Source organism: Streptomyces asiaticus (assembly GCF_018138715.1).
In the GTDB taxonomy this organism is placed as follows: Bacteria; Actinomycetota; Actinomycetes; order Streptomycetales; family Streptomycetaceae; genus Streptomyces; species Streptomyces asiaticus.
In genome coordinates this window covers 9,861,594-9,878,206 of the sequence record NZ_JAGSHX010000006.1, presented here as the reverse complement: position 1 = coordinate 9,878,206, position 16,613 = coordinate 9,861,594, and the positions used below count along the sequence as shown (strand labels likewise).

General features: G+C 73.5%; 1 protein-coding gene and 1 pseudogene. Both read right to left on the bottom strand.

Annotation, left to right across the window (positions count from 1 at the left end; genetic code table 11):
* Positions 1–111: 111 nt before the first annotated feature.
* Positions 112–8,289 (bottom strand): annotated as a pseudogene (locus KHP12_RS52160) (SDR family NAD(P)-dependent oxidoreductase); the annotation flags it as partial.
* Between the two features lie 21 nt (positions 8,290–8,310).
* On the bottom strand, positions 8,311–16,431 hold the full coding sequence (locus KHP12_RS49345) for a type I polyketide synthase (protein WP_211834763.1): 8,121 nt from the start codon (positions 16,429–16,431) through the stop codon (positions 8,311–8,313).
* Positions 16,432–16,613: the final 182 nt, after the last annotated feature.

Here is a 16,613-nt window from a genome sequence, read left to right as displayed (position 1 = left end):
ACGGTCGGCGCGTACGGCGGGCAGCACCGACTCGACGTCGTCGAGTCCGCGGAACACCGCGTCGATCCGCTGCCGGTCGTCGGGCAGGACGATGCCGTCCAGGTACTCCGCGAGCGCCGCCGCGCTGGGGTGGTCGAAGGTGATGGCGGTGGGCAGTTCGGTGCCGGCGCGCATGGCCAGCATGTTCCGCAGCCGGACCGCGGCCAGGGAGTCCATGCCCAGCTCGGCGAACGACACGGTCGGCTCCACCTCGGCGACCGTGCGGTGGCCCAGCACCGTCGCGACGTCCTGGCGGACGACCGACAGCAGCAGACCGGCCCGCTCGGCCCGGGTCAGGGGGGCCAGCCGTTCGGCGAGAGGGGGCTCCAGAACCTCATATGGCTCGTTGTCAGGTGGCTCCGGGAGGTCCGTGGTGTACTCCGTGGCGGCGGCCGGACCCGCGGCTTTCTGCGCAGGCCAGTAGCGCTCGCGCTGGAAGGCGTAGGTGGGCAGATCGACGCGCCCGCCGCCGCGGCCGGCCAGGACCGAGGACCATGCGACGGTGACGCCCCGCACGGAGAGTTCGGCGAGCGCTCCGGTGAGCGCGGACACCTCGTCGCGGTGACGGCGCAGGGCGGACACGACGACCGTCGAGCCGGGATCGGACACGCTGTCCTCGGCCATGCCGGCGGCGATGCTGTCGGGTCCGAGCTCCAGGATGGCGGTGACGCCGTCGGCCTCGGCCGAGCGCACCCCGTCGGCGAAACGGACGCAACCGCGCACATGCCGCACCCAGTACTCCGGGGAGCACAGCTCCTCGTCGCTCGCGACCTTGCCGGTCAGGTTGGACACCACGGGAACGGCCGGCACCCGGTAGCCGATGCCCTCGGCGACGGTGCGGAACTCGTCCAGCATGCCGTCCAGGTGAGCGGAGTGGAACGCGTGGCTGACCCGCAGCCTGCGCGTCTTGCGTCCGGCCGAGCGCCACTGCCCGCGTACCCGGTCGACCTCGGCGGCGTCCCCGGAGATCACCACGGCGGACGGCCCGTTGACGGCGGCGAGTTCGACGCCGGGGCCGAGGTCGGACACGATCTCCTCCTCGGATGCCTCGATCGCGGCCATCGCCCCGACCGCGGGCCGGGCCTGGATGAGCCGCCCCCGCGCGGCGACCAGCGCGCAGGCGTCGGGCAGGGACAGGACGCCTGCGACGTGTGCCGCGGTGAGTTCGCCGATGGAGTGCCCCAGGAGCAGATCGGGAGTGACTCCCCAGTGCTCCACGAGGCGGAACATGGCCGTTTCCATCGCGAACAGGGCCGGTTGGGTGTACTCGGTGCGGTCGAGGACCTCGTCGTCGGCGTCGAGGACCACATGACGCAGCGGCAGTGCGAGGTGGCGGTCGAACTCGGCACACACCGCGTCGAACGCGGCCGCGTACCGCGGGAACGTACGGTACAGCTCGCGTCCCATACCGGGCCGCTGGCTGCCCTGTCCGGAGAACACGATGGCGAGCCGCTGTGGCCGGGCCCGGCCGGTGCCGCCGGTGAGCTCGCCGTCGGCGAGGTGGGCCAGTTCGACCAGCAGCTCTTCGCGACTGTCGCCGACCAGCACCGCACGGTGTGCCATCAGCGACCGGCCGGTCGCCAGTGACCAGGCGACATCGGCCGGGTGGTGGTCCGGGCGGTCCGTCAGCCAGGAGTGCAGACGGGCGGCCTGGGCCCGCAGGGACGCCGCGCCACGGGCGGAGAGCACCCACGGCACCACGGGGGTGGACACGGTGGGAGGCGACGGCGGGGGCGCGGTCTCGGCCGGGGCCTGTTCGAGGATGACGTGGGCGTTGGTGCCGCTGATCCCGAACGAGGAGACTCCGGCCCGCCGGGGCCGGCCGGCCGACGGCCATGGCGTCGGCTCGGTCACCAGGGACACCGCGCCCGCCGACCAGTCCACATGCGGAGTGGGCTCATCGATGTGCAGCGTCCGGGGGACGACACCGTGCCGCATCGCCAGCACCGCCTTGATCACCCCGGCGGCGCCCGCGGCGGCCTGGGTGTGGCCCAGGTTGGACTTCACCGAGCCCAGCAGCAGGGGCCGCGCGCGGTCCTGGCCGTAGGTGGCCAGCAGCGCCCCGGCCTCGATCGGATCGCCGAGCGCCGTCCCGGTGCCGTGTGCCTCGACCATGTCCACCTCGGAGGGGGCCAGCCGGGCGTCGGCGAGGGCCTGCCGGATGACGCGCTGCTGTGCGGTCCCGTTCGGCGCGGTCAGCCCGTTGGAGGCGCCGTCCTGGTTGACGGCCGTCCCCCGGACCACGGCCAGCACCTGGTGGCCGTTCTTCCTGGCGTCGGAGAGCCGCTCCAGCAGCAGCAGGCCGATCCCCTCGGACCAGCCCGTGCCGTCCGCCGCCGCGGCGAACGCCTTGCAGCGCCCGTCGGGGGCGAGTCCGCGCTGCCGGGAGAACTCGACGAAGGCATTCGGGGTGGACATCACGGTGACGCCGCCCGCCACCGCGAGCGTGCACTCCCGGGCGCGCAGCGCCTTGGCCGCCGCGTCCAGGGCGACCAGCGCGGAGGAGCAGGCGGTGTCCATCGTGACCGCGGGCCCCTCGAGGCCCAGGGTGTAGGACAGCCGCCCGGACAGCACGCTCGCCGCGGTTCCGGTGAGCAGGTAGCCCTCGGCGTCCAAGGCCCCGGGGCCGATCCCCGCGCCGTAGTCCTGGCCGTTGGTGCCCATGAACACCCCGCAGCGGCTGCCGCGCTGGGCCTCGGGGTTGATGCCCGCCCGTTCGAACAGCTCCCACGCGGACTCCAGAACGAGCCGCTGCTGCGGGTCCATGCCCAGCGCCTCACGCGGGGAGATGCCGAAGAACGCCGCGTCGAAGCGGTCGGCGTCGGGCAGGAAGCCGCCGGTGCGGGCGTAGCTGGTGCCCACCCGGTCCGGGTCGTCGTCGTACAGGCGGTCCAGGTCCCAGCCCCGGTTCCCGGGGAAGGGCGACAGCACGTCACGGGCCTCGTCGAGCAGCCGCCACAGGTCCTCGGGGGAGGACACTCCGCCGGGGAAACGGCAGGCCATTGACACGATCGCGATCGGGTCGCCGGCCGCGGCCACGGACGTCGGCCGCTCGGCCGACTCGGCTGCCACGCCCAGCAGTTCGGCCAGCAGGTAGTCGGCGAGCGCCGCCGGGCTGGGGTGGTCGAAGACCACGGTGGTGGGCAGCCGCAGCCCGGTGCGCGCACCGAGGCGATTGCGCAGCTCGACGGCGCCCAGCGAGTCGAACCCCAGGTCGCGGAAGGGGCGGGTCAGGTCAGGCGAGCCGGACTCGGTGTGCCCGAGCACGGTGAGCACCTCGTCACGGACCAGGTCGAGCAGCAGCCGCGGCCGCTCGGACTCGGGGCGTTCCCGCACCCGTTCCGCCAGCGCGGAGGGCCGCTGGGCCGAGGTGTCGGAGGCCCGGCGTGCCGGGGCCCTGACCAGTCCGCGCAGCAGGGCGGGCAGGGTGCGGGCGGCTGCCTGTGCGCGCAGTGCGGAGAGGTTCAGGCGCACCGGAGCCGTCACCGGGTGGCCGGCGCGGAGCGCGGTGTCGAACAGGGCCAGTCCGTGGTCCGCGGTCAACGGGTCGATTCCCGCGCGGGCGAGTCGTGCGAGGTCCCCCTCGGCGAGGTGGGCGGTCACACCGCCGCGCTCGGCCCACAGGCCCCACGCCATCGACACGCCCGGAAGGCCCTGTGCGCGCCGGGTCTGCGCGAGTGCGTCGAGGAAGGCGTTGGCCGCCGCGTAGGCGCCCTGTCCGGCGTTGCCCACGAGGCCGGAGTACGAGGAGAACAGGGCGAAGACCTTCAGGTCCGCACCCCTGACGAGCTCGTGGAGGTTGACCGCGGCCCGCACCTTCGGGCGGTACACCCGTGCCACCTGGTCGTCCGTCATCGAGGTGATGACGGCGTCGTCGACGATTCCGGCGGCGTGCACGACGGCCGTCAGCGGCCGGTCGGCGGGCAGGGAGGCGAGCAGTGCGGCGAGTGCGTCGCGGTCGGCGGCGTCGCAGGCCGCGATGGTGACCTCGGCGCCCATGGACTCCAGCTCGGCGCGCAGCCCGGCGGCACCCTCTGCGGCCTCACCACGACGGCCGGTCAACAGCAGGTGGCGTACCCCGTGTTCGGCGACGAGGTGGCGTGCGACGAGCGATCCCAACGCGCCGGTTCCGCCCGTGATCAGCGCGGTGCCGGTGAGGGCCGGCGGGGTGCCGTCCACGGCGGGCGTGGCCACGAGCCGTGGTACGCGGGCGTTCCCCTCGGTGACGACGATCTGCGGCTCGCCCGAGGCGAGCGCGCCCGGCAGGGCGCGCAGCGACGCCTCGGTGCCGTCGAGGTCGACGAGGACGAACTGGTCCGGGTGTTCGGTCTGGGCCGTGCGTACCAGCCCCCACACCACGGCCTGGGCGGTGTCCCGGAGCTCGGTGCCGCCGTACACGGCCCGGCGGGTGAGGAAGACCAGCCGCGCGCCGGCGGGGTGTTCCTCGGCGAGCCACGTCTGGAGGAGGTTCAGCGCCCGCGAGGTGGCCTCCTGTGCCCGGGCGGCGATGTCCTCGTCATCGTGGCCGGGCTCTTCGTGGCGGGGCTCTCCGTGGCGGGGCTCTTCGTGGCGGGGCTCTTCGTGGCCGGGACCGAAAGCGGCGAGCACCACGTCCGCCTGCCCGTCCGCCGCAGGCAGTTGCCCGATACCGGCGTGGACGGCGCGGAGCCCGTGTTCGTCCGCACCGTCCAGGGCCCAGCGGCCCACTTCCGCGACGGGCAGCCGCGCGGCCGTCCACTCCAGTCGGTGGAGCGGCACGTGGCGCCGGGCCGTGTCCACCGCTGCGAGCGTCACGGACTCGGCGGTGTACACCGGCTGACCGGTACCGTCCGTGATCCGCAGCGCGTAGGTGTGCCCACCGAGCGGCCGCAGATGGACGCGGACCGATGCGGCACCGGCGGCGTGCAGACGTATGCCGTGCCACTGGACGGGGGCCTCGTCCTCGGCGGCCACCAGGCTCAGCGCCGCACCGACGAGCCCCGGGTGCAGACCGTACGGTTCCGCCTCGCTCCCCCGCTCCGGACCGGCCTCCGCGAACAGCTCTCCCCCGGCGCGCCAGACCCGCTCCAGCAGGGGGGACGAGCCGTCCGGCGGGCTCACCTCTTCGGCGTCGGCCGGTGGCCACCGGGTGAGACCGGCCCCGGTGTCCGGGGGCGCGACGACGGCGCTCGCCGTCGCGTTGCGGGTCCACGGGGTCTCCTCGTCCGGCTGCGAGAACACGTCGATGGTGCCGTCGGCGCCCACGCGCACCTGCACTCGGAGGACGCCGGAGTCGGGCAGCCGTGGCGGGGCCACCTGGCGCAGCACGTCGACCCGGTCCAAACCGGCCTCGGTCGCGGTGTGCACCACCAGTTCCAGCAGTGCGGCATCCACACCGGCGGGATCGGCCAGCCACGGATGCGCGCCGGCGGACAACACACCGGTGAACACGGTGTCACCCCGGTCCGCCAGGCGTACCGCGGCGCCCAGCAGCGGGTGGTCCACGGCCGTCATGCCCGCGGTCCGCACATCCGCCGGGCCGCCGCTCGGCAGCCAGTAGGGGCGGTGCTGGAAGGCGTACGTCGGCAGCTCGACGGGTCCGTGTCCGGCCCCGGCGAACACCGTGGCCCAGTCGACCGCGACGCCGTGCGCGTGCAGGGCGGACAGCGAGCCGAGGAAGGAGTCGGACTCGTTCCGCTCGCGCCGGAGAGTGCCCTGGACCGCCGCCCCGGCACCTGCGTCGTCCACGGTCTCCTGAATGCCGACCAGCAGCACCGGGTGCGGGCTGCACTCCACGAAGGTGTCGAAGCCGGCGGTCAGCAGCGCCCGGACGGCCGGCTCGAACTGAATGGGGGTGCGAAGGTTGCGGTACCAGTACTCCCCGGTCAGCTCGGCCGGGTCGATCCAGTCCCCGGTCACGGTGGACATGAACGCCGTGGACGTGGCGGTGGGCCGGACCGGGGCGAGCAGCTCCGCCACCCGCTCCCGGATCGTCTCGACGTGGGCCGAGTGCGACGGGTAGTCGATGGGTACCCGCCGCGACCAGACGCCCTCCTCCGACAGGGCGGACTCCAGCCGGGCGAGCGCGGGGAGATCGCCCGCGACCACGGTGGACGTGGGGCCGTTGAGCGCGGCCACGCTCACCCGCTCCAGGCCCTCCAGACGGGACCGGACCTCGTCCAGGGGCAGGTTGACCGAGAGCATGCCGCCGCGGCCGGACAGGCCCTCGGCGATGGCCTTGCTGCGCAGCGCGACCGCGCGGGCGGCGTCCTCCAGGGACAGCGCCCCCGCGACGACCGCGGCCGCCATCTCCCCCTGTGAGTGGCCGATCACCGCGTCCGGCACCACCCCGACGGACTTCCACAGCGCCGCCAGCGAGACCATCACCGCGAACAGGACCGGCTGGAGGACCTCGGTACGGTCGAACTCCCCGGAACACACCACGTCGACGAGAGAGAAGTCCACATGGGGGGCCAGGGCGCGCTCGCAGTCGGCCATCGCCCGGGCGAAGACCGGCGAGGTGCTCAGCAGGTCCACCGCCATCCCCGCCCACTGCGGGCCCTGCCCCGGGAAGACGAACACGACCTTGCGCGGGCCCGCCGGGGCGCGCGTGGCGGTGGCGCCGGGCTCGTCGCTGGCCAGTGCGGCCAGCTCCGCGCGGAGCTCCGGCGCCGACCGGCCGAGCAGTACGGCGCGGTGTTCGAACGCGGTCCTGGTGAGGGCGAGTGAGGCGCCGAACACGGTGAGGTCCGCGTCATCGGTCAACGCCGTCGACAGCCGGCCGGACTGCGCCCGCAGCGCCTCCGGGGTACGTCCGGACACCACCAGCGGCACGCTGGTCAGGGTCAGCGGTGCGGTGCCGGGCGCGGGCTCCGCCGGTTCGGCCGGGGGTGCCTGTTCGATGATGGTGTGGGCGTTGGTGCCGCTGATGCCGAACGAGGACACCGCGGCGCGGCGCGGGCCTTGGGTGTCCGGCCAGGGCGCGGGCTCGGTGAGCAGCCGGACCGCGCCGCTGCCCCAGTCCACCAGCGGTGTGGGTCGGTCGACGTGCAGCGTTCTCGGCAGCCGGCCGTGCTGGAGGGCCAGCACCATCTTGATGACGCCACCGACCCCGGCCGCGGCCTGGGAGTGGCCGATGTTGGACTTCAGCGAGCCGAGCAGCAGGGGGTACTCACGGTGCTGTCCGTAGGTGGCCAGCACGGCCTGGGCCTCGATGGGGTCACCCAGCCTGGTGCCGGTGCCGTGTGCCTCGAGGGCGTGCACATCGGCCGGGGACAGGCCGGCGCTCGCCAGGGCGGCGCGGATCACCCGCTCCTGTGACGGGCCGTTGGGGGCGGTGAGGCCACTGCTCGCGCCGTCCTGGTTGACCGCCGTCGACCGGACCAGGGCCAGTACCCGGTGGCCGTGGCGACGCGCGTCCGACAGCCGCTCCAGCACCAGCACCCCGACCCCCTCGGACCAGCCCGTGCCGTCCGCCGCCTCGGCGAAGGACTTGCACCGGCCGTCCGGGGACAGGGCCCGCTGCCGGGAGAACTCCACGAAGGTGCCGGGCGTGGCCATGACGGTGACACCGGCGGCCAGCGCCAGCGAGCACTCACCTGCGCGTAGTGACTGCGCGGCCAGGTGCATCGCCACCATCGACGAGGAGCACGCGGTGTCCACGGTGACCGCCGGCCCCTCGAGGCCGAGCGTGTAGGCGACGCGGCCGGACAGCACGCTGGCGGTGGTGCCGGTCAGCCGGTGCCCGTCGACCGCGCCCGCGGTGTGTTCCAGCGGCGGTCCGTAGTCGTGGTACATCACTCCGGCGAAGATTCCGGTGCGGCTGCCGCGCAGTGTGCCCGGGACGAGCCCGGCGCGCTCCAGCGCCTCCCAGGACGCCTCCAGCAGCAGCCGCTGCTGCGGGTCCATGGCGAGCGCCTCACGCGGGCCGATCCCGAAGAAGTCGGCGTCGAACCCGGCCGCGTCGTGCAGGAACCCGCCCTGGTCGCAGTAGGACGTGCCGGGGTGCGACGGGTCCGGGTCGAAGAGTTCGGTCAGCCGCCAGCCCCGGTCGACCGGGAACTCGGTGACCGCGTCGCCTCCCCGCTCGACCAGGTCCCACAGGTCCTCGGGTGAGCGGACGCCACCGGGGTAGCGGCAGCTCATTCCCACGATCGCCAGGGGCTCACGCGCGGCGGCGGTGAGTTCGTGGTTCTTCCTGCGCAACCGCTGGACCTCGCGGAGGCTGTCGCGCAACGCGTCGGTGACCGCGGCGGCGGATGATTCGCTCATCGGTGTCGTCTCCCGGCTCGCTCAGGATTCCAGGCTGCGACGGGCGAGCCTGACCAGGTCGTCCGCGTCCAGCTCGTCGAGGCCGTCCAGTTCATCGAAGCCGTCCAGTTCATCGAGGCCGCCCGGCTCGTCGGCGGCGTCCGGCCCGGCGGGACCGCCCGGTCCGTCGATGCCGTCCGGGGGCGCGGCCCGGCCGGAGGTCTCGGCCACCAGCGTGAGAAGGGGCTCCAGCAGTCCCGCGGTGCGCAAACGTGCCACCGGCAGCGTGGCCACGGCCCTGCGCAACGCCTCCTCGTCCACCGGCTCCGGTGCGGCGGGCTCCATCTTCTGGGCGATCAGGGCGGCCAGCCGATGCGGAGTGGGGTGGTCGAAGACGACCGTGGGGGTCAGGGTGAGTCCTGTGACCCGGTTGAGCCGGTTGCGCAGGTCGACCGCGATCAGTGAGTCCACACCCAGTTCCCGGAAGCCGCGGTCGAGGTCGATCGCCTCGTCGGGGTCCTGGCCGAGGCAGCCGGCCAGTTCCCGCCGCACCAGGTCGAGCGGTGAGGCGTCCAGCTCGGGCCGTGTCCTGGACGCCACCGGAACCGGGCCGTGTGACAGTGGCCCCGGGTCGTCGGACACCGACCGCGGTCGTCCGGCCTTCCGGCCCACCGCCACCAGCAACGGGGTGTCCCGTCGCAGCGCGGCGTCGAACAGCGCCAAGCCGTCCCCGGCGGACAGCGTCGGCATGCCGATGTCCGCCAGCCGGTCGAGGTCGGTACGGGACAGCTCGGCGGCCATGCCCGTGTGCTCCCAAGGGGCCCATGCGAGCGAGGTGGCGGGCAGCCCGTGGGCCGCGCGGTGCTGGGCCAGGGCGTCCAGGAACGTATTGCCGGCGGCGTAGTTCGCCTGTCCGGCGGCACCGAGGACGCCGGACGCCGAGGAGAACAGCACGAACCCGTCGAGGGCAAGGTGGCGGGTCAGCTCATGGAGGTGCCAGGCCCCGTCCACCTTCGGCCGCAGTACCGATGACAGCCGCTCGGTGGTCAGCCCGGAGATCACGGTGTCGTCCAGGACGCCCGCCGCGTGCACCACCGCGGTGAGCGGATGCTCTGCCGGGATCGAGCCCAGCAGCCCGGCCACCGCGTCGCGGTCGGTGACATCGCAGAGCCGCCAGCTGACCCCGGGGCCGAACCCCTCCAGATCCACCGGCCGCCGGCCGGCCAGCACCAGGTGGCGCATGCCGTGCTCGGTGAGCAGCCGCTGGGCGACCAGCCGGCCGAGCCCTCCGGACGCGCCGGTGATCAGCACGGTGCCCTCGGGGTTCCATCCGCGGGAAGTGGCGGGGCCGGGTCCGCGTGTGAGCCGAGGGGCGAGGAGTGTGCCCGCGCGCACCGCCAACTGTGGCTCGTCCCGAGGCAGCACGTCCAGGACGTCCCGCGCGGCTTCGACACCGACGTCCAGGTCGAGCAGGACGAACCGGCCGGGGTGCTCACGCTGCGCGGTACGCACCAGACCCCACACCGGGGACTGCGCCAGGCCCGGAACCTCCTCGCCGTCCCGGGTGGCCACCGCCGACCGCGTCACCAGCACCAGCCGAGCCGAGGCGAACCGCTCGTCAGTGATCCACGAGCGCACCAGCTCCAGCACACCGGCGGCCGTCGCGTGGGCGGCGCCGGGCAGTGCCGGATCCGCCTCCGAGGCCACCGGCACCACCACGAGGTCCGGACGCTCCTCCCCGCACCGGGAGAGATCGCCGTCGTCCGGTACGGCGACGCGGTACGTCTCGGCCGCCGGAGCGACCGGCGCCCAGTCAACCGTCAGGAACGGCTCGCCGTGCGCCACGGGGGCGGCGGTGCGGACACTCAGCGTCTCGACGTCGGCGACCGCTCCCCCGGCGGTGTCGGTGATCCTCAGCGCCACCGTGTCCTCGCCGGTGCGCCGGATGTGGACCCGGACGGCGGCGGCGCCGGTGGCGTGGACGACCGTCCGCTGCCAGGAGAACGGCAGTTTCCCGCCGTCGAAGAGGCCGAGCGCACCGGCACCGTGCAGACACGCGTCGAGCAGCGCCGGATGCAGTGCGAACTCGCCCGCCCGCCCCGCGAGGTCCGCGTCCAGTTCGATCTCGGTGATCACCTCGTCGTCGGCGCGCCAGGCACGACGTACGTGCCGGAACCGCGGACCGTACTCCAGCCCGCACCGGGCCAGGCCGCTGTAGAGGTCCCGCGTGGACAACTCGACCGCGGACACCGGCGGCCAGGGGCCGGGGACCGGCTGGGGGGCGGGCGGCGCGGGGACGAGGGTGGCGGTCGCGTGCAGTGTCCACTCGGCATCGCCGTCCGACGGCCTGGAGTGCACGCTCAGCGCACGTCGCCCGTCGGCGTCCTTCTCCCGCACACCCACCCGGAGTTCGACGCTCTCGTGCGACAGCAGGGCGAGTGGCGCCGGCATCAGCAGCTCCTCGACGGTACGACAGCCCGTCAGGGCACCCGCGTGCACGGCCATCTCGAGGAAGGCGGTGGCCGGGACGAGCACGGTGCCACCCACGACGTGGTCGGCCAGCCACGGATGCGTATGCGTGGACAGCACACCGGTGAACTCCACGGCGTCGCCGTCGGGTTGCGCGATCCGCGCGCCGAGCAGGGGATGTCCGGCCGGGCGCAGCCCGATCGCGCTGGGCGAGGAGCCCGCGCCGGGAGTCCGGTCCAGCCAGTAGCGCCTGCGCTGGAACGGATAGGTGGGCAACTGCGTACGGCGTGCCGGGGTGCCGTCGAACACGGCTGCCCAGTCCAGGGCGACACCGTGTGCGTACAGCCTTGCCACCGCCTCGGTGAGGGTGGCCGCCTCCGGGCGGTCACGGCGCAACGCGGGCACGAACCGCGCGTCCCCGTCGACGCACTCCGGCCCGAGCGTCGTCAGCACGGCATCCGGCCCGAGCTCCAGGAATTCCGTGACGCCGTGGTCGTACAGCCACCGCACGCCGTCGCCGAACCGCACGGCCGCGCGCACCTGCCGCACCCAGTACTCCGGGGAGCACAGCTCGCCGTCGGCGGCCACCCGGCCGGTCACATTGGACACGATGGGGATCGCCGGTTCGTGGAAGGTCAGCTTCTCCGCGACCGCGCGGAAGTCGGCGAGCATGGGCTCCATGTGCGTGGAGTGGAAGGCGTGGCCGACCCGCAGCCTTCGGGTGCGGCGACCGTGCCGCTCCCAGTGGCGCAGCTGCCCGGTGACGGCCCGCTCGTCCCCGGCGATCACCACGGCCCGCGGCCCGTTGACGGCGGCGATCTCCACGTGTCCGTCCGCCCCCGGCAGCTGGGCCAGCACCTCCTGCTCGGTCGCGGCGATCGCGGCCATACAGCCCGCGCCGGGAAGCGCGTGCATCAGCTTGCCGCGCGCGGCCACCAGCGTCACGGCGTCCGCCAGGCCGAGCACACCGGCCACATGCGCGGCGGCGAGCTCACCGATGGAGTGCCCCACGAGGTAGTCGGGCCGCAGCCCCCAGCTCTCGACCAGCCGGAACAGGGAGACCTCGATGGCGAACAGCGCCGCCTGGGTGTAATCGGTCCGGTCGAGCAGCTCCGATCCGCCGAACACCACGGACTTCAGCCCGGCTTCGAGGTGCTCGTCGAATCCGGCGCACACGCGCTCGAACGTCTCGGCGAACACCGGGTACCGCGCATGGAGTTCGGCCGCCATCCGGCCGCGCTGGCTTCCCTGGCCGGTGAAGAGGAAGGCGAGTGCGCCGGCCGATGCCGTGCACACGTCGTGGGCCTCGAGGGAGCCCAGCTCCGCGAGGAGCGTGTCGCGGTCCCCGCCGACGACAACCGCGCGATGCTGCCGGTGCTGCCGGGTGGTGGCCAGCGAGAAGGCGACGTCGTCCGGGGCGGCCCCGGCCAGCGCCACGGCCAGTCGCCGTGCCTGGTCGACCACCGCCTGCCCGGTGTGCCCGGACAGCAGCAGTGGCATAGTGCTGCCGCTGTCGGGCCTCCGGTCCGGATCGGGCGCGGGGAAGCCCTCGATGACGAGGTGGGCGTTGGTCCCGGAGATGCCGAACGAGGAGACGGCGGCGCGGCGCGGGCGGCCGCGCGACGGCCACGGTACGGCCTCGGTCAGTGGGCGCACCGTCCCCGCCGACCAGTCCACATGCGTGGTCGGGTCGGTGATGTGCAGGGTCTTCGGCGCGATGCCGTGCCGCATGGCCTGCACCATCTTGATGACCCCGGCGATCCCGGCGGCGGCCTGCGTATGGCCGATGTTCGACTTGAGCGAGCCGAGCAGCAGGGGATGTTCCCGGTCCTGGCCGTAGGTGGCGAGAATGGCGTGCGCCTCGATCGGATCGCCCAGTACGGTGCCCGTGCCGTGCGCCTCGACCACGTCGACATCGTCCGGCGCCAGCCGGGCCCGGGCCATGGCCTGGCGGATGACCTCCTCCTGGGCCGGCCCGCTGGGCGCCGTGAGTCCGTTGGAGGCACCGTCCTGGTTGACGGCGGTGCCGCGGATCAGCGCGAGAACGTCATGGCCGTTGCGCCGGGCGTCGGACAGGCGCTCCAGCACGAGCACACCCAGCCCCTCGGCCCAGCCGGTGCCGTCGGCCGCAGCGGAGAACGCCTTGCAGCGGCCGTCCGGTGAGAGACCGCCCTGGCGGCTGAACTCCACGAACATGCCCGGGGACGACATCACGGTCACCCCGCCGGCCAGGGCGAGCGAGCACTCCCCCTGTTGCAGCGACCGTACGGCGAGATGCACGGCCACCAGCGAGGACGAGCACGCGGTGTCCACGGTGACGGCGGGTCCCCGCAGACCGAGTGTGTAGGCCACGCGACCGGACAGCACGCTCGGGCTGGTGCCGGTGAGCAGGAACCCCTCGGCACCGTGCGCGGTTTCGTGCAGGCGCGGCCCGTAGTCCTGGGCCGTCGCGCCGACGAACACCCCGGTCGGGGTGGCGCGCAGGCTCTCGGGAACGATTCCGGCCCGTTCGAGCGCCTCCCATGTGCCCTCCAGCAGGAGGCGCTGCTGCGGGTCCATCGCCGTCGCCTCGCGCGGGGAGATGCCGAAGAAGGCCGGGTCGAACTGGTCGATGCCGTCGATGAATCCACCCTGCCGGGTGGCGGTGCCGCCGGGGGCGACCTCCCAGCCTCTGTCGGCGGGGAACCCGCTGATGGCGTCGCGTTCCCGTACCACCAGGTCCCACAGGTCCTCGGGCGAGCTCACCGAGCCGGGCAGCCGGCAGCTCATGGCGACGACGGCGATGGGGTCGTCCGTCGCCGTCGGGACGGTGGCGACCGCCGTACGGACGGCCCGGGGACGCTCACCGCCCAGCCGGTCGGCGAGGTGTTCGGCCAGCGCCGCGGGGGTCGGATGGTCGTACAGCACGGCGGACGAGAGCGGTACGCCGGTCGCCGCGACGAGCCGGTTGCGCAGTTCGACGGAGGTCAGCGAGTCGAAGCCCAGGTCACGGAATGTCTCCGTCACGGCCAGCGACCGCGGATCGTCCCGGTCGAGCAGAACGGCCCCGTGCTCGCGCACCAGGTGCAACGCGGCGGCACGTCGCTGCTCCGCGGTCTGCCGCGACGGCCGCTGTGTCCCCGCGGCGGACTCGTGAGCCGACTCATTCGCGGACTCATCCGTCGGCTCGCCGAGCCAGTACCTGCTGCGCTGGAACGCGTAGGTGGGCAGGTCCACCGGCCTGCCGTGCGGGAAGGCGGGCCGCCAGTCCACCTCCATTCCCCGCACATGGGCCTCGGCGGCCGACCGCAGGAAGCGCCCGATGCCGCCGTCGTCACGGCGCAGCGAACCCACGACAACGGCCTCGGGCCCGGCGGTCTCCTGGACCGGCATGACCAGGGCCGGATGCGGGCTGCACTCGATGAACCCGGTGAAGCCCTCGGCTTCCAGCGCCCGCACACCGGCTTCGAACCGCACGGTCTCCCGCAGGTTGCGATACCAGTAGCCGGCGTCGAGTCCGGTGCCGTCGGCCCAGTCCCCGGTGACGGTGGAGAGCATCGGAACCACGGCGCGGGTGGGGCGGACGGCGGCCAGCTCAGCGAGCAGTGCCGACCGGATGTCCGCCACGTGCGGGGAGTGCGAGGCGTACTCGATCGGCACCGTGCGCACCCACACCCCCCGGGCCGACAGGGAGTCCAGGAGCTCCCGCACCGGCTCGGTGTCGCCGGACACCACGACCGAACGTGGGCCGTTGACCGCACCGATCGTGACACCCCGCGGCAGCAACGGCTCGACCTCGGCCGCGGGGAGGGCGACCAGCCCCATCCGGCCCCGGTCCTTGATCGCCTCGACAACCCTGCTGCGCGACACCACGACTCGTGCGGCGTCCTCGAGGCCGAGCGCTCCGGCGACGACAGCGGCGGCGATCTCGCCCTGTGAATGCCCGATGACCGCGTCCGGCCGCACTCCGTGGGATCGCCACAGTTCGGCTAGCGACACCATGACCGCGAAGGTGGCCGGTTGTACGACGTCGTCGCCGGTCATCGGTTCGCGCAGGACGTCGAACAGGTCCCAGTCGACGAACCGGGAGAGCGCCCGTGCGCACTCGCGCATCCGCGCGGCGAACACCGCGGACTCCTCCAGCAGTGCCAGTCCCATACCGGACCACTGGGAGCCCTGACCGGGGAACACGAAGACGGTCCGCCCCGGTTCCCGCGCCGTTCCGAGCACCGGGCCCGGCCGCTGGTCCCGGAGTGCCGCCAGCTCCTCCCGGTCGAAGACCACGGCGCGGTGTTCGAGGAGCGTGCGCGTGGTGGCCAGTGAGTGTCCGACGTCGGCGGGCGACGGATCGTGGTGGTCCAGGTGGTCGAGGAGGCGTTCCGCCTGGCCGCGCAGCGCCTGTCGGCTGTGGGCGGACAGGACCCACGGCGTCACCACCGGGGATTCAGCGGGTGGCGGCGGTTCGGCTGAGGGCGGCTCGGCGAGCACGACGTGGCAGTTGGTCCCCCCGATACCGAAGGAGCTGACCCCCGCCAGCAGCGTCCGGTCCTCGTCCGGCCATGCGGTGGTCTCGGTCTGCACCCGCAGGTTCAGCTCGGACAGCGGGATCGCCGGATTGGGCCGGGCGAAGTTCAGGCTCGCGGGCAGCCGGCGGTGGGTGAGGGCCAGTACCACCTTGAGCAGCCCGGCGATTCCGGCCGCGCCTTCGAGGTGACCGATGTTGGTCTTCACCGAGCCGACCCGTAAGGGCGTCCCCTCCGGCCGTCCGGAGCCGAGCGCGGCTCCCAGCGCGGCTGCCTCGACCGGGTCACCGGCCCTGGTCCCGGTGCCGTGCAGCTCGACGTACTGCACGGCACCGGGTTCGACGCCCGCGGCCCGGTAGGCGGCGCGCAGCACATCGATCTGTATCGCGCGGTCCGGTGTGGTCAGATTCGCCTGACCGGCACCGTCGTTGTTGACGGCGCTGCCGAGGATCACGCCGTGCACACGGTTCCCGTCCAGCAGCGCGTCGGCGAGCGGCCTGAGCACGATCATGACGCCGCCCTCGCCGCGCACATAGCCGTTCGCGCGTTCGTCGAAGGTGTAGCAGCGGCCGTCCGGGGAGAGGACGCCGAGCGCGTCGACCGCTCGCGCCGAGGCCGGGGCGAGGTTGAGGTTGATCCCGCCGACGAAGGCGTGGTCGACCTCACCGCGGCGGATGCTGTCACAGGCCAGATGCACCGCCACGAGGGAGGAGGACTGCCCCGAGTCGACGGTGATGCTCGGGCCGCCCAGCCGCAGCAGATGCGACACCCGGTTGGCGATCATGGAACGGTGGGTGCCGGTCAGGGTGTAGCGGTCCTCCGCCGTGCGGCGGGCACGGGTGAGGGCGGACCAGTCGTCGGACGACACCCCCAGGTAGACACCCGAGCGGCGGTCGCGAAGGGGGTCCGCCACGAACCGTGCGGACTCCATCGCCTCCCAGGCCAGTTCGAGCGCGAGCCGCTGCTGTGGATCCATCGCTGCCGCCTCGGCCGCGGTGACTCCGGCGAACTCGGCGTCGAAGTGGCCCACTTCGGAGAGGAAGCCGCCTGATTCGACGGCCTCTTCGGCACTCCAGCGCCCGTGCGCGGTCCCGTCGACCGCATCCTGCCCGGCACGGAGCAGCCGCCAGAATTCCTCCGGGTTCCGGCCACCGGGGAGACGGCAGGCGATACCCGTGATCGCGATCGGCACCGACGCATGAGCGCCCGTGGAAGGCGCGACGGACCCGGCCAACCTTTCCTCCCGGCGAGATCAGGACAAGCGGCGAGAGGGTTTCGTCCGGAAAATGCTTCCCATGCGAGCGGAATGCCGCTGGGCGAAACCAGATCCATCGCCGAGTCAGTGGCAGCGACAGGTTTTCGCTGCCTTGACCC